The 18,311-nt window shown below is 74.5% G+C and carries 15 protein-coding genes and 2 pseudogenes; 9 read left to right on the forward strand and 8 right to left on the reverse strand.

Features of this window, described 5'->3' with window-relative positions; genetic code table 11:
- Both ACQKM2_RS32040 and ACQKM2_RS32045 read left to right on the forward strand, forming a co-directional pair.
- Positions 1-111, forward strand: a pseudogene (locus tag ACQKM2_RS32040) (ABC transporter permease); the annotation flags it as partial.
- A 7-nt stretch (positions 112-118) separates the two neighbouring features.
- A complete protein-coding gene (locus ACQKM2_RS32045) occupies positions 119-880 on the forward strand; it encodes a sirohydrochlorin chelatase (RefSeq protein ID WP_427715973.1) in 762 nt (253 codons plus the stop codon).
- 35 nt (positions 881-915) lie between these two features.
- Here the strand turns inward: ACQKM2_RS32045 and ACQKM2_RS32050 are convergent, their stop codons facing one another.
- Positions 916-1,917, reverse strand: a complete 1,002-nt coding sequence (locus ACQKM2_RS32050; protein ID WP_427715975.1) for a ketopantoate reductase family protein — start codon at positions 1,915-1,917, stop codon at positions 916-918.
- 44 nt (positions 1,918-1,961) lie between these two features.
- On the opposite strand from ACQKM2_RS32050, the gene ACQKM2_RS32055 reads away from it, so the two are divergent.
- Together ACQKM2_RS32055 and ACQKM2_RS32060 are read left to right on the forward strand one after the other, a co-directional pair.
- Positions 1,962-2,813 carry an aldo/keto reductase gene (locus ACQKM2_RS32055; protein WP_427715977.1) on the forward strand — a complete coding sequence of 284 codons (852 nt, stop codon included), beginning with the start codon at positions 1,962-1,964 and terminating at the stop codon, positions 2,811-2,813.
- A 130-nt stretch (positions 2,814-2,943) separates the two neighbouring features.
- Complete coding sequence (locus ACQKM2_RS32060; protein ID WP_427715979.1) at positions 2,944-4,473, forward strand: alpha/beta hydrolase; 1,530 nt, start codon at positions 2,944-2,946, stop codon at positions 4,471-4,473.
- A 42-nt stretch (positions 4,474-4,515) separates the two neighbouring features.
- On the opposite strand, the gene ACQKM2_RS32065 is transcribed toward ACQKM2_RS32060, so the two are convergent.
- On the reverse strand, positions 4,516-5,073 hold the full coding sequence (locus tag ACQKM2_RS32065; protein WP_427715981.1) for a DUF1697 domain-containing protein: 558 nt from the start codon (positions 5,071-5,073) through the stop codon (positions 4,516-4,518).
- A 20-nt stretch (positions 5,074-5,093) separates the two neighbouring features.
- Positions 5,094-6,334: pseudogene (gene mgt, locus ACQKM2_RS32070) on the reverse strand (macrolide-inactivating glycosyltransferase).
- 152 nt (positions 6,335-6,486) lie between these two features.
- Here mgt and ACQKM2_RS32075 point away from each other — a divergent pair.
- On the forward strand, positions 6,487-7,350 hold the full coding sequence (locus ACQKM2_RS32075) for a phosphotransferase (protein ID WP_427715983.1): 864 nt from the start codon (positions 6,487-6,489) through the stop codon (positions 7,348-7,350).
- Between the two features lie 15 nt (positions 7,351-7,365).
- Here ACQKM2_RS32075 and ACQKM2_RS32080 read toward each other — a convergent pair whose 3' ends face one another.
- Together ACQKM2_RS32080 and ACQKM2_RS32085 are read right to left on the reverse strand one after the other, a co-directional pair.
- Complete coding sequence (locus ACQKM2_RS32080; protein WP_427715986.1) at positions 7,366-8,091, reverse strand: exonuclease domain-containing protein; 726 nt, start codon at positions 8,089-8,091, stop codon at positions 7,366-7,368.
- A gap of 115 nt (positions 8,092-8,206) precedes the next feature.
- Positions 8,207-9,490: an SAV2148 family HEPN domain-containing protein gene (locus ACQKM2_RS32085; RefSeq protein WP_427715988.1), complete on the reverse strand. Its 1,284-nt coding sequence runs from the start codon at positions 9,488-9,490 to the stop codon at positions 8,207-8,209.
- A 317-nt stretch (positions 9,491-9,807) separates the two neighbouring features.
- Between ACQKM2_RS32085 and glgX the strand changes: the two genes are divergently transcribed.
- On the forward strand, positions 9,808-11,922 hold the full coding sequence (gene glgX, locus ACQKM2_RS32090) for a glycogen debranching protein GlgX (RefSeq protein WP_427715991.1): 2,115 nt from the start codon (positions 9,808-9,810) through the stop codon (positions 11,920-11,922).
- Here glgX and ACQKM2_RS32095 read toward each other — a convergent pair.
- Positions 11,907-13,247: an MFS transporter gene (locus ACQKM2_RS32095; RefSeq protein WP_427715994.1), complete on the reverse strand. Its 1,341-nt coding sequence runs from the start codon at positions 13,245-13,247 to the stop codon at positions 11,907-11,909. The genes glgX and ACQKM2_RS32095 overlap by 16 nt on opposite strands.
- Before the next feature lie 82 nt (positions 13,248-13,329).
- Between ACQKM2_RS32095 and treY the strand changes: the two genes are divergently transcribed.
- Positions 13,330-15,597, forward strand: a complete 2,268-nt coding sequence (gene treY / locus ACQKM2_RS32100) for a malto-oligosyltrehalose synthase (RefSeq protein ID WP_427715997.1) — start codon at positions 13,330-13,332, stop codon at positions 15,595-15,597.
- Positions 15,598-15,660: 63 nt separating this feature from the next.
- On the opposite strand, the gene ACQKM2_RS32105 is transcribed toward treY, so the two are convergent.
- Both ACQKM2_RS32105 and ACQKM2_RS32110 read right to left on the reverse strand, forming a co-directional pair.
- On the reverse strand, positions 15,661-16,125 hold the full coding sequence (locus ACQKM2_RS32105) for an RICIN domain-containing protein (protein ID WP_427715998.1): 465 nt from the start codon (positions 16,123-16,125) through the stop codon (positions 15,661-15,663).
- A 15-nt stretch (positions 16,126-16,140) separates the two neighbouring features.
- Positions 16,141-16,701: a hypothetical protein gene (locus ACQKM2_RS32110; RefSeq protein WP_427716001.1), complete on the reverse strand. Its 561-nt coding sequence runs from the start codon at positions 16,699-16,701 to the stop codon at positions 16,141-16,143.
- A gap of 211 nt (positions 16,702-16,912) precedes the next feature.
- Here ACQKM2_RS32110 and ACQKM2_RS32115 point away from each other — a divergent pair, with 211 nt between their 5' ends.
- Both ACQKM2_RS32115 and ACQKM2_RS32120 read left to right on the forward strand, forming a co-directional pair.
- Entirely contained in the window at positions 16,913-17,698 is a 786-nt protein-coding gene (locus ACQKM2_RS32115; protein ID WP_427716002.1) for an RICIN domain-containing protein, read from the forward strand.
- 181 nt (positions 17,699-17,879) lie between these two features.
- Complete coding sequence (locus ACQKM2_RS32120) at positions 17,880-18,230, forward strand: hypothetical protein (protein WP_427716004.1); 351 nt, start codon at positions 17,880-17,882, stop codon at positions 18,228-18,230.
- The last annotated feature ends 81 nt before the right edge of the window (positions 18,231-18,311 follow it).

Genomic DNA, 18,311 nt, shown 5'->3' on the forward strand with positions numbered 1-18,311 from the left:
TTCCTCGCGATCATCCTGATCCTGGTCGTGGGCATCGCCATCGACCTGCTGATCTTCAGCCCCGTCGAGCGCTGGGTCCTGCGCAGCCGCGGCCTCCTGGTCAAGAACTGAGCACCCGATGTCCCGCGCACTTCTGGTCATAGCCCACGGCAGCCGCGATCCGCGGCACGCGGCGACCGTGCACGCCCTCGTCGGGCGGGCCCGGTCGCTGCGGCCGGGGCTCCGGGTGGAGACGGCCTTCCTCGACTTCAACGGCCCGACCGTCTCCCAGTCCCTGGCCTCCCTGTACCTGTCGGGCGTCCGCGAGGTCGTGGCCCTGCCGCTGCTCCTCACCCGGGCCTTCCACGCGAAGGCCGACGTCCCGGCCGTCCTGGCGGAGTCGGCCGTCCGGCTCCCCGGCCTCTCGGTCCGGGTCGCGGACGTCCTGGGCCCCCACCCCCTGCTGGTGGCCTCCCTGGAGCGCCGCCTCGCCGAGGCCGGTCTCGGCCTCACCCCGGCGGACCGCGCGACGACCGGTGTCGTCCTCGCGTCCGCCGGCTCCACCGACCCGGAGGCGATCGCAGTGATCGCTGAAATCGCGCGGGAGTGGCGGCACACCGGTTGGTGCGCCGTGCGGCCTGCGTTCGCCTCCGCTGCCCTTCCCCGCACGGAGGACGCCGTACGCGCCCTGCGCGCGGAGAGCGTCCGCCGCGTGGCGGTCGCCCCGTACGTGATCGCCCCGGGCTTCCTCCCCGACCGCATCGCGGCGGGCGCCGAAGCGGCGGGCGCGGACCTGATCGCGCCCGTCCTGGGCGCCGCCCCCGAGCTGGCCCGCCTCCTGCTGCACCGCTACGACACCGCGGCCGCGGCCCGCGCCCCGCACGAGGCCCTCACGGCCTGAGGCGCCGCCCCCGCCACCGGGGACGGCGCGCCGCGTCAGCCGCGGGCCGCCGCCTCGTCGGCCAGGGAGGTCAGGTCGGCGATGGACATCGCGCCGGGCGGGAGCCCTTCGCGGGCGAAGATGTTCGCCGCGTGGCGCAGGACGTCGTTGACCGGGGTGGGCACGCCGTGGAGGCGGCCCAGCAGGGAGATCTCACCGTTGAGGTAGTCGGCCTCCACCGAGCCCGTGCCACGGGCCAGGCTCTGCCAGGAGGAGCCGCCGCGCACGCCCGCCGGCTGGTCGACCTTGCCGTCCCGGGCCGCCGCCTGCTCGGCCTCGCCGACGTAGCCGATGCCCGCCGCGTCGAAGGCGGCCTTGCCCTCGCGGACGGCCCGCAGCAGCAGGGCCGCCTTGGCCGGGTCCGGTTCGGGGCCGGTGGTCGCCTGGATGGCGTTGCCCAGGTTGCCGAGCAGCTTCGCGTACTTCCACCGCATCACGTCCTCGACGACGGGTGCCTCGAAGCCCGCACCGCCGAGGTCGGCGGCGATCGCCCGGATCCGCGCGTCGGACCCGCCGGCGGCCCGGCCCAGGTGCAGGATGCCGGTGAGCGGGGAGCACAGGGCCGAGACCACTCCCGGTTCCAGGAAGCTGGCGGGCAGCCAGACGCAGACCCCGTACACGCGCGAGAAGCGGCGGAGCGCGAGCCGTTCGCTCTCCACGCCGTTCTGCGCGCACAGCAGCGGCAGCCGCTGCGCGGCCGTGCCGCCGCCGGCGACCTCCGCGTCGCCCCACGCGTCCAGGGCGGCGATGGCGTCCTGGGTCTTGACCGTGAGCAGCAGTACGTCGTCCGGGCGCAGTTCGCCCAGCTCCGACGGGCCGGTGACCACGGGGAGCCGGTGGACGCGGGTGCCGTCGGCGGTGGTGAGCCGCAGTCCGTCCGCCTTCAGCGCCTCGGCGTGCGCGCCGCGCGCGACGAGGACGACCTCCCGGCCCGTCTCGGCGAGGCGCCCGCCGACGGTCGCGCCGATCGCTCCGGCGCCGATGATGATGTAACGCATGCCCCGAGCCTGACACACCCGTCGTGCCCGGCTACGGTCGGGCCATGACGAACTCGACGCTCCTGCTGGGCGGGGACCTGCCCGTCCACCGTCTCGGTCTCGGTACGGGCGGGCTGGTCGGTGCCGGCTACTGGGGGCCGCGCGGCAGCCGCGCCGACGCCCGGACGCTGCTGCGGGACGCGGTGGAGCGGGGCGTGACGCTGATCGACACCGCCGACAACTACGGGCCCGGCCTGGCCGAGGAGTTGGTCGCCGAGGCCCTGCACCCGTACGGGGAGCGGCTGGTGGTCGCGACGAAGGGCGGGGTGGTGCGCACCGGGCCGGACGAGTGGCACGTGGCGGGCCGTCCGGAGGAGTTGCGGCGGATGTGCGAGGCGAGCCTGCGGCGGCTGCGGCTGGAGCGGATCGACCTGTACCAGCTGCACCGCTTCGACCCGGCGGTGCCGATGGCCGAACAGCTGGGCGCGCTGGCGGAGTTGCGGGCGGAGGGGAAGATCCGGCACGTCGGCCTGGACACCGTGACGGCCGAGCAGCTGCTCCTGGCGGTGGAGTCGGTGCCGGTCGCGGCGGTGCAGAACCCGTTCAACCTGCGGGACCGGTCCTCCGCCGCCGTGCTGGCGCTGTGCGAGGCGCGGGGGATCGCCTTCCTGCCGTACTACCCGCTGGGCAGCGGGTCCCTGACCCGCGGGGGTGCGGCCGCCGTCGCGGAGGTGGCCGCCTCGCACGGGGCGACGCCGGGGCAGGTGGCGCTGGCGTGGCTGCTGCACCGCTCGCCGGTGCTGTGCCCGACGCCGGGCACCGGCTCCCCGGTGCACCTGGCGGAGAACCTGGCCGCGGCGTCGCTGTCCCTCTCGGACGGCGACCTGGCGCTGCTCGACGCGGTGGGGGCCGGGTAGGGCGTCCGCCGCCGGGTGGCACCGCCGCGGGGGCGGGCTACGCTGGAAGCGACGTGATCGCTGCGGGCTGGGTGCCGGGGGCCGGGGGCGGCAGCCCGCCGCCGGAGGCGGCCGACCCCCGGGAGGTGCCGTGCGCCCCGCCCTGTCGCTGTGCGCCGCCGCGCTCGTCGCCACCACGCTCGGGGCGGCCGGCTCGCCGCCGCCGGGTCCCGACGACCCGCGGCTCGCCCGGTTCTACGGGCAGCGGATCGCCTGGGGCCCGTGCCCCGCGTCGTTCGAGGACTCCATGCGCTGCGGGCGCCTCACGGTGCCGCTGGACTACGGGGACCCGGCCCGGGGCACGGTCGGCCTGGCGCTCACCCGCTTCCCGGCCACCGGACCGCACCGGCTCGGATCCCTGGTGCTGAACTACGGAGGGCCCGGCGGTCCCGGGGTCAGCGCCCTCGGGGAGCGGGTCCAGGACCTCGGCCGCACCGAGCGCTACCGGGACCTGGCCGAGTCGTACGACCTGGTCGCCTTCGACCCGCGCGGCGTCGGCGAGAGCGCGCCCATCAGCTGCGGCGGTGCCCTGCCGCTGAAGGACCCCGACTCCACCGACGGCGCCGCCCTGCTGCGCGGCACCGAGGCGGCCCAGCGCGCCTGCCGGGCGCGTTCGGGGCCCGTCCTGCCGTACGTGGGCACGGTCAACGTCGCCCGGGACCTGGACGTGCTGCGCCAGGCGCTCGGGGAGCGGAAGCTGAACTACCTCGGCTGGTCCTACGGCACGCGCATCGGTGTCGTGTACGCGGCGCAGTTCCCGGGGCGTACGGGGCGGATGGTGCTCGACGGGGTCGACACCCTCTCGGACTCCCTGGCCGACCAGGCGCTGGAGACGGCGCGGGGGCAGCAGCGCGCGTACGACGCCTTCCTCGACTGGTGCGCGGGCCTGCCGGGGTGCGTGTTCTCCGGGGTGACCCGGACGGAGGCGAACGAGCGGACCGCCGCGCTGGTCGCGGAGCTGGACGGCCGGCCGCTCGCGGCGAAGGGCGGTGCGAAGTTCGACGGGCAGGACCTGGCGCTGGCGCTGGAGAACAATCTGTACGGGCCCTCGCAGTGGCCCGCCCTGGCCCGGGGGCTGGGCGCGCTGGTGCGGGAGCGCGACCCCTCGGGGCTGCTGGAGTCCGCGGCTCCGGAGGAGGACAACGAGGCCGCCGCCTGGGCGGCGGTGAGCTGCGCCGACTATCCCGACCGGGGGGTCGGCGGCGACCCGGTGGCGTTCCAGCGGCAGCTGGACGCGCTGCGGCCGCGGTTCCTGGCCGCCTCGGAGGTCTTCGGGCCCGGCGAGCTGACCGAGATCGCCTACTGCCAGGGGTGGCCCGCGCCCACCGACCCCACGTCGGCGATCCACGGCGTCGAGGGGCCGCCGGTGCTGCTGGTGGGCGGCCGCGGCGATCCGGCCACCCCGTACCCGTGGACGGAGCAGACCGCGCGGGTGCTCGGCAATGCCGTCGTCCTGGACTACAAGGGCGAGGGGCACACCGGTTTCGGCCGGTCCCGGTGCGTGACCCAGTACGTGGAGCGGTACCTGCTGGAGGGCCGGCTGCCGCATTCGACGGCGGTGTGCCCGGCCGAGGGGATCGACGCCGAGGGCCACGAGGCCGTGGAGCCGTCGCGGCACTGATCCGGTCCGGGACGGTCCGGACCGGTCCGTCCCGGCCCGTGCTCACGGGCGGGTCAGCTCCACGAGTTTGACGACGGTGTTCCAGTTGCGGGTGGTGACGTCCAGGCCCTTGACGACGGCGGGCCGGGCGAGGGCCTCGCCCAGTTTGGAGCGGCCGAGGCCGTCCGGGGCGTAGAGGTAGAGGACGCGGTCCCCCAGCCGGTACTCCTCCGGGAGGTACGCGGCGCCGTCGAGCGCGGCGAAGCGCTCGGGGCCGGGCTGTTCGGAGAAGAAGGTGGCGTGGAGCTGCTTGCCCTCCAGTTCGGCCGCCGGGAAGGGGCAGGCCGCGGCGACGGCGGCGAGGTGGTCCCCGTCGACGACGAGGCAGGGCACCCGGAAGCCGAAGTGGGCCTCGATGGCCGCCTCCAGGCCCCGGGCGAGGGCGGTGGTGTCGGTCTCCGCGCTGCTGAAGACCGCGTTGCCGCTCTGCAGGTACGTCTGTACGCCGCCGTGGCCGAGGCCCTCCAGTACGGTGCGCAGCTCGGCCATCGGGACCTTCTTGTTCCCGCCGACGTTGATGCCGCGCAGGAGGGCGGCGTACTTCCTGGTGCTCTCTGTCATGGGCGCACCCTAGGCGGTGGCTATGACAGTTCGGCCTCGATGAGGTCGGCGGCCTGCCGCGTGCCGCCCTCGGCGGCCGTGCTGGCGCGGAGGGCTTCCGCGCGGACGGCTACCTCGGGGTCGGCGAGCAGGCCGAGGACGGCCTCGCGGAGGGTGGCGGCGTCGGCGTCCTCGGTGTCGACGCGGCGGGCGACGCCGAGGGCGGCGAGCATGTCGGCGTTGCCGAACTGGTCGACGGCCTGCGGTACGGCGACCATCGGGGTCGCGGTGGCCAGGCCTTCCTGGCTGCCGCCGGCGCCGGCGTGGGTGATGAAGGCGTCGGCCTGGCGCAGGATGTCCAGCTGGGGTACCCAGCGGTGGACCTCGATGTTGGCGGGTATCGGGCCCAGTTCCGCCTCGTCGGTGAACTTGCCGATCTGCAGGACGACGTGCCAGTCGGGGAGGTCGCCGAAGGCCTCGATGCAGGCACGGTAGAAGGCGGGCTGGTGGGTGAAGGCGGAGCCCAGGGAGACCAGGAGCACCTTCTTGCCCTCGGCGGCGGCCGGCCTCTCCCACGTGCCCTGTGTGGCCGAGCGGTCGCCCTGGCAGGCTCCGACGAAGGTGTGCACGGACCGGTCGACGCGGTCGGCGTTGGGCTGGAGGGCCTCGGGGATCAGGACGAGGCTGCGGCGCGGACGGCTCTGGAGGCGTTCGATCTGGCCGTCGAGGCCGTTCTCGGTGAGCCAGGCGGCGAACCTGGCGTAGTAGGCCTGCCCGCGCTCGGAGGACTTCAGCCCGGCGAACATCGGTTCTGCCACCTCCTCTTCGTACCCGTCCCAGGCGACGAGGTTCGGGGAGAGGGAGATGGCGGGCACGCCCCAGCGGTGGGCGAGGACGGGCGCCGGGTAGGAGGTGATGTCGTGGATGACGAGGTCCGGCTCGTCGCCCTCGAAGGCGGCGGCGAGCTGGGGGAGGACCTGGATGGCGTCGTTCAGGAAGGGCTCCAGGTTGTCGATGAGCTCGGTGCCCCAGGCCTCGGGCTCGTCCTCGGTGGGGAGGGTGGAGGTGTAGATCACGGGCGTGGCGCCGGTCTCCGCGACCTTCTCGGCGAAGGAGGCGGGGATGGCGTAGCTGACGCGGTGGCCCCGGGCGACGAGCTCCCGGATCACCTCGATGCTGGGGTTCACGTGCCCGTGGGCGGCGATGGAGAACATGGCGATGTGTGCGGGCTTGGCTGCCGAAGTCATGACCCGACCATAACGAGACGAGACGTCTCGTGCAATTGGAAAGCGGGCGGGCGGAGCCTCCTGCCCGGAAATCGACGACCTGGCCGATTCCCGCCCCCTCAAAGGCTGTCCAGGCCCTGGGTGCGAGACTGGGCGGACTCACGGTGATCACGAATCACGACCACCCGGCGAAGGACGAGACGAACGCATGGACGAGGCGCGGGCCAGGGACGTACTGGCGCAGGCGGGACTCTCGGGCACCGGGGCGGACCGCCCCGAGCTGCTCGCCTTCGGCGAGAACGCCGTCTTCGCGGTCGGCGGCCTGGTGGTCAAGGTGGGCCGCGAGGCGGCTCTGCTGGAACGGGCCGAACGGGAACTCGCGGTGGCCGGCTGGCTCGCGGAGGCCGGGATCCCCGCGGTCCGCGCCGCCGAACCCGAGCCGCGGCTGGTCGGCGGGCACCCGCTGACGGTCTGGCACCGGCTCCCGGACCCCCTGCGCCCGGCCGGACCCGAGGACCTCGCGGCGCTGCTGCGGCCGCTGCACGCGCTGCCCGCGCCCTCCTTCGCGCTGCCCGCGCGGGACCTGCTGGGCGGGGTCGAGCGGTGGCTCCGGCTGGCCGGCGACGCCGTCGACCCCGGGGACGCGGCGTACCTGCGCGCCCGGCGCGACGCCTACGCGGGCGAGGTCGCCGCGCTCACCCCGCACCTGGCCCCCGGCCCCGTCCACGGCGACGCCCTGCCGCGCAACGTGCACGTGGGCCCGGACGGGCCGGTCCTGGTGGACCTGGAGACCGTCTCCTCGGACCTGCGCGAACACGACCTCGTGGTGATGGCCCTGTCCCGCGACCGGTACGGGATGTCCGCCGCCGCCTACGAGGCCTTCACGGCGGCGTACGGCTGGGACGTCCGGGAGTGGGAGGGCTGCGCGGTCCTGCGCGGCGCCCGCGAGACGGCGAGCTGCGCCTGGGTCGCCCAGCACGCCCCCGCCAACCCGAAGGCCCTCGCCGAGTTCCGCCGCCGCGTGGCCTCCCTCCGCGAAGGCGACGCGGAAGCCCGCTGGCACCCCTTCTAGGCCGTGCCTCTCGGATCAGGCCGGGGCCGGGAGGAGGCCGCGCAGGGGCCAGGCCGTGTCGATCACCGCATCCGGGCTGCCCTGGCGGCGCAGGTAGGACTGGAAGTCACGGGCCCAGCGGGCGTGCCAGCCGCCCTGACGGTCGTGCAGCTCCGCCGGACTGAGCGCCGCGACCTGCGGGTGCCGGGCGGCTATCGCCCGGGCCACCTGGACCGCCGCCAGCGCGTCGGCCCCCGCGTCGTGCGCCGCGTCGAGGGTGACCCCGTACACCCCGCACACCGCCTCCAGCGTCCGCTTGCCGCGCCGGAAGCGGTCCACGGCCCGGTCTATCGTCAGCGGGTCCACCACCGGCCCGGTCTCGGGCCCGCCCAGCCGTTCGGCTAGCGAGGGCAGCCCGTACCGGGCCAGCTCGGCGGAGAGCAGCGTCAGGTCGAAGGCCGCGTTGTAGGCGACGACCACCGCGCCGCCGCGCCAGTGCTCCACCAGCGCCGCCGCGACCTCCTCGGCGACCTCCGCCGCCGGGCGGCCCTCGGCGACGGCCCGCTCGGTGCTGATCCCGTGGATCGCCGCGGCCTCCCCCGGGATCGGTATCCCCGGATCCGCGAGCCAGCCGCGCCTCGCGCGCACCTCGCCGCCCCGCACCTCGACCACCGCGGCCGTCACGATCCGCGACTCCCCCGGCTCCGTACCGGTCGTCTCCAGGTCGAACCCGACCAGCGCTCCCCCGTGCCACGCCTCCATGACGCGTCCCTCCCCCGTGTTTCCGGTCAACGCGTTTCAGCCTGCCACGCGCCACTGACACCCGGCCGGGGCACCCCCCGGGCTCCGGCCCGGACCCCGCCTGGTAGGCCCGGGGTCACGACACCGGCCGCGAGTCCTCCCACACCGACTCGAACTCCTCCCGGTACGTCTGGAACAGCCCGTGGTCGGCGTCCTTCGGCACGCCCCGCCCGCCCCCGCGCAGCACCAGCACCGGCGCCTCCATCCCCCGGGCCCGCCGCAGGTACGACTGGACCACCGCGATGCCCGAGGACTGCCCCTCCACCAGGTAGGCGGTGAAGCGCGGGGTCTCGTCGAAGACGTGGATGTCGAAGCGCGACGGGTCCTTCAGGCCCGCCCGCACCCGGCGCACGTGCAGGATGTTCATCTCCACCGACCGGCTCAGCTCGCCCTTGCGCAGCCCCAGCTCCCGCTCGCGCCGCTTGACCGCGCTGCTCGCCGGGTTCAGGAACAGCAGCCGCACCCGGCAGCCCGCCTCCGTCAGCCGGACGAGCCGGCGCCCCGAGAAGTTCTGCACCAGCAGGTTGAGGCCTATGCCGATGGCGTCCAGCCGCCGCGCACCCCCGAACAGGTCCTCCGCCGGCAGCTGCCGCTGCAGCCGCACCCGGTCCGGGTGGACCGAGATGACGTCCGCGTACCGGTCCCCCACCAGGTCCTCGACGGCGTCGATCGGCAGCCGGTCCGCCGAGGGGCTGCCCGAGCCGGCGCCCAGCACCTCCAGCAGCCGCGCCGAGGCGCGCTCCGCCTGCTCCAGCACCGCCCGCGACAGCGCCCGGTTGCGGGAGACCACGTTCCGCGTGACCTCCAGCTCGTCGAGGGCCAGCTCGATCTCGCGCCGGTCGTCGAAGTACGGCTCGAAGCACGGCCAGTGCTGGACCATCAGCTCCCGCAGCTGCGGCAGCGTCAGGAAGCTCAGCACGTTGTCGTCGGCCGGGTCGAGGAGGTAGCCCTTGCGCCGGCTGACCTCGCGCACGGCCACCGCCCGCTGCACCCACTCCTGCCCGGCGGGGCCGGCCGCGGCGACGACCCAGTCGTCACCGCCGTGCACCGGCTCGTAGACGGGCCGCAGCACGGCGCCGACCACCGACCGCAGCCGCTGCTCGATGAGATTCAGCCAGATGTACGCACGGCCCGCGCGCTGGGCCCGCGTACGGACCTCGCTCCACGCGTCCGCGCCCCAGTCCAGCTCCGCCCCGGCCCGCGCGTCGCCGGCCTCCCGCGGGGCCAGTGACACCGCCGCCCCGGCCGCCGCCGCGCCCGGCGCACCGCCGGACGTACCGCCGGGACCGCCCGCGGCGTCCACCGGGCCACCCTCGTGACCGCTGTCACCAGGGGGCAGCTCCAGACCTCCCGAGCTCACCCGTGCACCGCCTTCTGCGTCTGGACGCCCGTCTCCAGTGATCACGGAAGGGTACTCCGCGCACGCGGCCCGACGCAGCCCGAAGCCGTCCCATGTGACGTCAGGTCCCCTGGTCCGGCTGTCCGTTGACTCATTATGTGATGCCCGGACAGTCGGTTGACCCTCATATCAGCTCTCCGGTTCACCCGTCGGCAGCATTCCAAGTCCACGCGTGCGGACCCTCTTTCGGGGAAGATCTGGCAGAGACGTGAACGGGCCGGATCCAGCCGGATCGCGGACCGGACCGAGCCGGACCAGGATGGGAAGAGTCGTTAGCCATGCAAGTCTGGCCGGGGCAGGCGTATCCGCTGGGCGCCACGTACGACGGCGCGGGCACCAACTTCGCCGTCTACTCCGAGGTGGCCCGGCGCATCGAGCTGTGCCTGCTGCACGACGACGGCTCGGAGACAGCCGTCGAGCTGCGCGAGACGGACGCCTTCGTGCGCCACGCCTACCTGCCGGGGATCATGCCCGGCCAGCGGTACGGGTTCCGCGTGCACGGCCCGTACGAGCCCGAGCGCGGGCAGCGCTGCAACGCGGCGAAGCTGCTGCTGGACCCGTACGCGCGGGCCATCAGCGGGAAGGTGTCCTGGGGCGAGGAGGTGTACGGCTACCACTTCGGCCGGCCGGACTCCCGCAACGATCTGGACTCGGCGCCGCACACGATGAGTTCGGTCGTGGTGAACCCGTACTTCGACTGGGCCAACGACCGGCCGCCGCGCCACGAGTACCACCACACGGTGCTGTACGAGGCGCACGTGAAGGGCCTGACCATGCGCCACCCCGACCTCCCGGAGGAGCTGCGGGGCACGTACGGGGCGCTCGCGCACCCGGCGGTGATCGGGCACCTGGCGAAGCTCGGGGTGACGGCGCTGGAGCTGATGCCCGTCCACCAGTACGTCAACGACCACCGCCTGGTGAACGACGGGCTCAGCAACTACTGGGGCTACAACACCATCGGCTTCTTCGCCCCGCACAACGGCTACGCCTCCGGGGACCGGGGCCAGCAGGTGCTGGAGTTCAAGTCGGCGGTGCGGGCGCTGCACGAGGCCGGGATCGAGGTGATCCTCGACGTGGTCTACAACCACACCGCCGAGGGCAACCACCTGGGCCCGACGCTGTCCTTCCGGGGCCTCGACAACGCCTCGTACTACCGGCTCGCGGACGACCCCCGGCACTACACGGACACCACCGGCACCGGGAACTCGCTGCTGATGCGCTCCCCGCACGTCCTGCAGCTGATCATGGACTCGCTGCGGTACTGGGTGACCGAGATGCACGTGGACGGCTTCCGCTTCGACCTGGCGGCCACCCTGGCCCGGCAGTTCCACGAGGTGGACCGGCTGTCCTCGTTCTTCGACCTGGTGCAGCAGGACCCGGTGGTCAGCCAGGTGAAGCTGATCGCGGAGCCCTGGGACCTGGGCGAGGGCGGCTACCAGGTGGGGAACTTCCCGCCGCTGTGGACCGAGTGGAACGGCAAGTACCGCGACACGGTCCGGGACCTGTGGCGCGGGCAGCCGCGCACCCTCGCGGAGTTCGCGGGGCGGCTGACGGGCTCCTCCGACCTCTACCAGGACGACGGGCGGCGGCCGCTGGCCTCCATCAACTTCACCACCTGCCACGACGGCTTCACCCTGGGCGACCTGGTCTCGTACAACGAGAAGCACAACGAGGCCAACCGGGAGGGCAACCGGGACGGCGAGACCCACAACCGGTCCTGGAACTGCGGGGTCGAGGGGCCCACCGAGGACCCGGAGATCCGGGAGCTGCGCCGGCGGCAGATGCGGAACTTCACCGCGACCCTGATGCTGTCGCAGGGCGTGCCGATGCTCAGCCACGGCGACGAGTTCGGCCGCACCCAGGAGGGCAACAACAACGCCTACTGCCAGGACAACGAACTGTCCTGGGTGGCCTGGCCCGAGCCCGGCAAACCCCCGCCCTCGCTGCTGGAGTTCACCCGGCGGATGGTGTGGCTGCGCCGCGACCACCCGGTGTTCCGGCGGCGGCGGTTCTTCCACGGCCGGCCGGTGGAGGGCACGCACGACGAGCTCTCCGACATCGCCTGGTTCACCCCGCACGGCGAGGAGATGCGGGCGCGGGACTGGCAGGCGCAGCACGCGCGGGCGCTGACCGTGTTCCTCAACGGGGAGGCGATCTCCGAGCCGGGCACGCGCGGTGAGCGGATCACCGACGACTCGTTCCTGCTGATGTTCAACGCGGGCGCCGAACCGCAGGACTTCACCGTCCCGGCCGGCCACGGGGCGCACTGGCGGCTGGTCGTGGACACGGCGCGGGCGGAAGTACCGCCACCCGGCACCGGGCCGCAGTACGCGGCCGGGGACCGGGTGGCTCTGACGGGACGGTGTCTGGTGGTGCTTCAGCGGCCTGCGTAGCCGGTCCCCGAGCCTGCCGCCGAGTCCTCGGGGGAGCCGGTGCGCTGGGCCGGGATGAACAGCTTGGGAGCGGCCTGGGTCCGGGCCGGTTCCACGGCCCGGGCCTCCGCCCGGGCCTCGGGCCGGGCGGACGGCACCCGGGTGGCGAGGGCGATGGCCAGGCACAGCGCGGCCGCGCCCACCGCGACGGCGAAGGCGCCGGCGGGCCCGTACGACTCGGCGAGGCGGCCGGAGACGGCCAGCGCGGCGGCCTGCCCGGCCACCAGGGAGCTGGCGGCGAAGGCCATGGACTCGGCGAGCCGGGCGGGCTCGACCACCCGCTCGGTGAGCGCGAACGCGGTGATCAAGTGCGGGGCGTACGCGGCGCCGAGGACGGTGACGACCAGGTACAGCGGCCACAGGGTCTCGGTGAACAGCAGCGGCACGGAGAGGACCAGCGCGGCGCCGGTGGCCACCCGCCAGCGCAGCCGCAGTCCGAAGCGGGCGGGCAGCGCGCCGAGCGCGAGGCCGACGGCGGCGCTGACGACGCCCATGGCGGCGTACACGATGCCGGCCTGGCCGGGGACGCCCAACTGCGCGGTGAGCGAGGCGATTCCCGCCTGACAGGCGCCGAACATGGCGCCCTGGAGGGCGAGGGAGCCGCGTACGGCGTGCACCACGCGGGGCTGCCGGGCGCGCCGGGCTCCGGGGGCGCGCCGCGGGGCGGGGGCCCCGGCCGTGACGGCGGCGGTCGGGTGCAGGGCGTACGCGGTGCCGAAGGCGGCCACCAGGGCGGCGGCGCCGCCGAGGGCGACGGCGGGGTGCGCGACGAGCGCGGCGAGGCCGACGAGGGCCGGGCCGAAGACGAACGAGACCTCGTCGAGGGTGCCTTCGAGCGAGTGCACGGCGCCGACGGTCTTCTCGTCGGCCTTCGCACGGTGCGCGAGCGCGACGGAACGGGTGCGGGCGAGCGGTCCGATCAGCGGCACGGAGGCGCCGGTGACGGCGCCGATCGCGGCGAGCGGGGCGGTCGCGAGGCCGCCGAGGGCTCCGGCGACGAGGGCGGCGGTGGCGACGGCGTTGACGGCCGCCGCGGCGAGGACGACGGGCCGCTGGCCGTGGCGGTCGGCGAGCCGGCCGAGGAGGGGTCCGAAGACCACCTGGCCGGCGGAGAGGGTGCCGCCGACGATTCCGGCGGTGGCGAGCGAGCCGCTGGTCTCGGCGACCAGCAGGACGCTCCCGAACTGGGACATCGCGACGGGCAGTCGGGCGAAGAAGGAGACGAGCGGGAGTAGGGGCCCGGTCAGGGCGATGACGTGACGATAGGTGCTGACGGTTCCAACCACTTGATCGACACTAACGCGGCGCAGTCACCCGGATGCATTGGGTAATGGCACGGAATCGCGCGGGCTGGGTACGTACGTTCTCATGAGCCTGGGGTATTCAATCAGCCAATCGGAATCCGGTGTTCAGACGCCGGTCGTTCCGGCGTCGACCTACCGTGTCCAGCTGGGCCCGCGCTTCACGTTCGCGGCGGCCGGGGCAGCCGTACCGTACCTCTCCTCGCTCGGCGTGTCACACCTGCACCTGTCCCCCGTGCTGGAGGCGGTGCCGGGCTCGGAGCACGGGTACGACGTCACCGACCACGCGAGGGTACGGGCCGAGCTGGGCGGCGAGCGGGGCCTGCGCGCGCTCGCGGCGGCCGGCCGGGCGCACGGGCTCGGGCTGGTCCTGGACATCGTCCCGAACCACATGGCGGTCCCGGCGCCGCTGCGGCTCAACCGGCCCCTGTGGGAGGTGCTGCGGGAGGGGCCGCACTCGCCGTACGCGCGGTGGTTCGACATCGACTGGGAGGGCGGCGGGGGGCAGGTCCTGCTGCCGGTGCTGGGCGCGCGGGAGGAGGCGGGGAAGGGCCGGGTGGACCACGGGGCGGGGGTGCTGCGGTACGGGGCCCACGAGTTCCCGCTGCGGGCGGGCACCGCCTCGCTGCCGATGCCGGAGCTGCTGGCCGCGCAGTGGTACCGGGCTGCGTGGTGGCGCGAGGCCCGCACGGGGCTCAACTACCGCCGCTTCTTCACCATCTCCGACCTGATCGGGGTGCGGGTGGAGGACCCCGCCGTGTTCGCCGCGAGCCACGCGAAGGTGCTCCAGCTGGTGCGGGACGGGGTGGTGTCCGGCCTGCGGATCGACCACGTCGACGGGCTGGCGGACCCGGAGCAGTACCTGCGCCGGCTGCGGGCCGCGGCCGGGGACGGCTGCTGGGTGGTCGTGGAGAAGATCCTGGCCCGCCGGGAGCGGCTGCCGCAGTCCTGGCCGGTGGCCGGCACCACCGGGTACGACGCCCTGCACCGGATCGACGGGGTGTTCACCGACCCCGCGGGGGCGGGCCGGCTGGCCCGCGCGTACGGGGAGTCCGGCGGCGGCCCCGCTTCGTGGGAGGAGACCGCCGCGGCCGCGACGCGGGAGGTGCTGACCGTCGACCTGGCCGCCGAGCTGGCCCTGCTGGAACGCCGTGCCGGGCCGGAACTGGCCGGTGGTGTGCGGGAGTTGCTGATCGCCTCGCCGGAGTACCGGACGTACCCGGGCGGGCCGGGGCCGTCGGCGGACACCCTGGAGCGGGCCGCCGGGCGGGCGGGGGCGCGGGCGGTGGACGGCGTACGGGCGCTGCTGCTGCGGGACCCCGCCTTCGCGGCGCGCTTCGCCCAGACCTCGGCGGCCCTGCGCGCCAAGTCCCTGGAGGACCGGGCCTTCTACCGGTGGGCGCCCCTGCTGTCGGCCACCGAGGTGGGCGGGGAACCCGGGGACCCGGCGGTGTCGGCCGCCGAGTTCCACGCGTACTGCGCGGAGCTGGAACGGGACTGGCCCGCCTCCGGGACGGTGCTGTCCACGCACGACACGAAGCGCAGCGCGGACGTACGGGCCCGGATCGCGGTGCTGTCGCAGGCCCCGGAGGCGATGGGGGTGCCGGCCGTCCCGTCCGGGGCGGATCCGCGGCTGGCGTGGGCGGCCCGGCAGAGCGCGCTGGGGCTGGGCGGGGCGCCCGAGCGGGAGCCGCGGCTGGCGGCGGCCCTGCTGAAGGCCGCGCGGGAGGCGGGGGTGCACACCTCCTGGACCGACCCCGACGAGGCGTACGAGGCGCGGATCGCGGACCTGGTGCCCCGGGAGGCGGTGGAGCTCCCGCCGGACCTGGCGGAGGCGGCCCGCGCCAACGTGCTGGGGATGACCCTGCTGCACCTGGCGATGCCGGGGGTGCCGGAGGTGTACCAGGGCACCGAGTACGAGTACAGGGCGCTGGTCGACCCCGACAACCGCCGCCCGGCCGAGTTCCCCCGGGAGGCGCTGGCCGCCCTGGACGCCGGCGCCGCCCCGGCGGACCTCGCGCGGGAGAAGCTCGCGCTGACGGCGTCCCTGCTGCGGCTGCGCCGCGACCGGCCCGGGCTGTTCACCGGCTACGCCCCCCTGACGGCCCGGGGCCCGGCGGCCGGCCACTGCCTGGCCTTCACCCGCCCGCCCGGCCTGATCGCGGTGGCCACCCGCCTCTCCCACCGCCTGGCGACGACGGGCGGCTGGCGCGACACCGCCCTGGACCTGCCCCCGGGACGGTGGGGGCTGGTGGGGGGTGCCGCGTACGAGGGGCGGGTGGCGCTGGCGGAGCTGCTGGAGGGGCTGCCGGTGGCGGTGCTGGTGCGGGAGTAGACGACGGTCGGGCGCTCCGGCGGAGGGCCTGACCTCCGCCGGGGGAGGCCAGGCCCTTCGAGATCAGTGCCAGGTCTGGTAGGGGCTCTTCTGGGTGTGGGTACCGCACGGGAAGGTCCGCAGGTGGTGCTGGGGGCTGTCGTCCAGGCACAGGCCGGTCGCCTGGTTCCTGAACTCGACGGCGCCGTCCGGGTAGCGGTGGACGATCCAGCTCTCGTCCTTGGCCTTGTCACACGGCTGGGCCGAGGCGGTGCCGCGCGGGTGGTCGGTGAGGCAGAGGCCGGTCTTTCGGTTCCTCAGCTCGCGGGTGCCGTCGGCCCACTGGTGGACGTTCCACTTCTGGTGGTCGTTGCCGAGGCAGGCGTACGTGCGGACACCGGCGTCGCTGTCGTCCAGGCAGGCCGAGGTCGCGCCGTTGCGGAAGGTCTGGACGCTGTCGAGGGACGTGGCCCCGGCGGTGGTCGTCGCCGTGGACAGGGCGGTGGCGAGCAGGACGCCCGCCAGGAGGGTCGTACGGATGCGGCTCATGTCTGTGCTCCTCGGTCAGCCGGTGATGTTGACGGGGCGGTAGGCGTGGTAGCCGTCGCGGCCGTTCACGCCGTAGGAGTGCTGCTTCCAGCGCGTGCCGACGCCGCCCGCCTGCTCGTAGGACTTGTAGGCGGTGTGCGCGCCGTTGGCCCAGCCGTCGAAGATGACGACGTGGCGGAAGTCGGCGCTGTCGCTGTCGGCCTTGATGACCAGGTCGCCGGGGGCCAGGTCCTTCATCGCGATGCGGCGGGTGAAGCCGTCCTTCTTGAGGGAGACGGTGTTGGGGCCGGGCTTGCGCAGGCCGAGGGTCATGGAGACGTAGCCCGAGCAGTCCTGCCGGTAGCCGCCCTTCCAGTACTTCGTCTGGCTGTAGGGCACCGGGCGGCCGTTGTCGGCGGTCAGCCAGGTCTTGGCCCGGGCGATGACCTGTGCCCGGGTGACGCGGGGGGCGGCCTCCGCGGGGGCCTGGGTGGTGGTGGCCGCCGGGACCGCCGGCGCGGTCAGGGCGAGGGAGCCCAGGGAGAGGATGGTGGTCAACGCGGCGGTGGCCGCGCGGCGGGTGAGGTTCGCAAACATGCCCGTTCTCCGTTTTCTGGCAGGGGAATGCAGGGGAATGCGCCGGTCGGGCGCTGATGGGGTTCGCCGCTCACTCGACTGGGAGCCGGCTGGTGCCGAGTCTGCGGGGGGCCGGCGGGGCCTCGCAACGGTGTCCCGTTTGCTTCGCCGGAGTCGGGATCCCTAACCTTCTGACCTGCTGGGACATGACCATCCCGGGACAGGGGCGAGCATGGCGGACGTCGACGGGCGCAGCCCCGGGCAGCAACTGGGTGGTGCGCTGAGGGCTCTGCAGCAGCGGTCCGGGCGTACGCTGCGCTCGCTGGAGTCCGAGGTGATGATCAGCGACTCCTCGCTCTCCCGCTACCTGCGCGGCAGCACCGTCCCGCCGTGGAACACCGTCCGGGACCTGTGCCGGGCGCTGGGCGCCGACCCGGCGGAGTACCGGGCCCTGTGGGAGGCGGCCGACCGCAGCCAGCCCGCCCCGCCACCGACGCCCCCGCCCCCGGCCGCCCCGTGGTGGCGGGGCCGCTGGACCTGGCCGGCCGGTGCCGCCCTGGCCGGGCTGCTCCTGGGCGCCGGACTGTGCCGCCTCCTCCTGGTGCCGTCCGGGCAGACCCCGGCGGAGCCGCAGCCAGGGGCCGCGGCCGCCTCGCACGATGTGGTCCGGATCTTCGTCAACCGCTCCACGGGCAGCTGCCTGGACCACAGCCTCGACCAGGGCCTGCGCGCCTTCCCGCCCAACGGCATGAGCTACCAGCGCTGGACCTTCCACCCCCTCCAGGACGGCACCGGCACCCTCAGGAACCACGCCACCGGTGCCTGCCTGGAGGGCGACGACACGGGCCTCACCGCCCGCGCGTGCGGCAAGTCCCCGTCCCAGAAGTGGACGCTCACCGCCTGGCCCGACGCATCGGTGGAGCTCAAGAGCGCCGACACCGGCCAGTGCCTGGACGACAGCCCCGCCGGCCTCCACGCCCGCCCCTGCGACCGCTCGAACCGCCAGAAGTGGGGCTGACTTCCGCCTTGCCCGCACCCGCCCGCCGACCGGTGGCCGAGTGCCGGGAGGGGGACAGGGCCGTCCTGATCGGGTGCGCGCCGGCTTCCATGCGGCTGCTGCGGGCCGCCCTGGCTGGGGCCGACGGCTGAGGGTGTCCGGAAAGCGACCACACCCCAGCGGACTTCGTTAGGTTCGTTGCATGCCTTCTACACTTCTGATCGGTTATGAACCCCAGGCGATCCCCGGTATCGACGGATCAGCCCTCCAGGCGGCACTCGACGCGGAGATGGCCCGGTTCGGGGAGCACGGCATCGACGCCCACATGGAACTGGTCGTCCACGACGAGCAGGTCGAGTCCAACCTCGTCGCCGCGCTGACCAGGAAGCCGTGGGACGTGGTCATCGTCGGCGGCGGAATCCGCAAGTCCGAGCACCTGCTGCCGCTGTTCGAGCTCATCGTGAACCTGATCCCCCGCCACGCCCCGCAGGCCGCCATCGCGTTCAACTCCACGGTGGGGGAACTCCTGGAAGCAGCCCAGCGGCGGCTGTGAGCCCCCACAACGTCCAGGTGCGGACATCGGCCCCGGACAACGGCCGGCCGCCGAACCAGGACAAGCACGCGGCGATCCGAC

The organism is Streptomyces sp. NPDC004126 (genome assembly GCF_050275515.1).
In the GTDB taxonomy this organism is placed as follows: Bacteria; Actinomycetota; Actinomycetes; order Streptomycetales; family Streptomycetaceae; genus Streptomyces.

Bases quoted from the DNA above. Each gene is read 5' to 3' on its own strand.
- ACQKM2_RS32120 (WP_427716004.1), top strand. From the start codon at position 17,880: ATGCCTTCTACACTTCTGATCGGTTATGAACCCCAGGCGATCCCCGGT.
- ACQKM2_RS32080 (WP_427715986.1), bottom strand. From the start codon at position 8,091: ATGGAGGCGTGGCACGGGGGAGCGCTGGTCGGGTTCGACCTGGAGACG.
- ACQKM2_RS32045 (WP_427715973.1), top strand. From the start codon at position 119: ATGTCCCGCGCACTTCTGGTCATAGCCCACGGCAGCCGCGATCCGCGG.
- treY (WP_427715997.1), top strand. From the start codon at position 13,330: ATGAGCCTGGGGTATTCAATCAGCCAATCGGAATCCGGTGTTCAGACG.
- ACQKM2_RS32105 (WP_427715998.1), bottom strand. From the start codon at position 16,125: ATGAGCCGCATCCGTACGACCCTCCTGGCGGGCGTCCTGCTCGCCACC.
- ACQKM2_RS32065 (WP_427715981.1), bottom strand. From the start codon at position 5,073: ATGACAGAGAGCACCAGGAAGTACGCCGCCCTCCTGCGCGGCATCAAC.
- ACQKM2_RS32110 (WP_427716001.1), bottom strand. From the start codon at position 16,701: ATGTTTGCGAACCTCACCCGCCGCGCGGCCACCGCCGCGTTGACCACC.
- ACQKM2_RS32050 (WP_427715975.1), bottom strand. From the start codon at position 1,917: ATGCGTTACATCATCATCGGCGCCGGAGCGATCGGCGCGACCGTCGGC.
- ACQKM2_RS32055 (WP_427715977.1), top strand. From the start codon at position 1,962: ATGACGAACTCGACGCTCCTGCTGGGCGGGGACCTGCCCGTCCACCGT.
- ACQKM2_RS32115 (WP_427716002.1), top strand. From the start codon at position 16,913: ATGGCGGACGTCGACGGGCGCAGCCCCGGGCAGCAACTGGGTGGTGCG.
- glgX (WP_427715991.1), top strand. From the start codon at position 9,808: ATGCAAGTCTGGCCGGGGCAGGCGTATCCGCTGGGCGCCACGTACGAC.
- ACQKM2_RS32075 (WP_427715983.1), top strand. From the start codon at position 6,487: ATGGACGAGGCGCGGGCCAGGGACGTACTGGCGCAGGCGGGACTCTCG.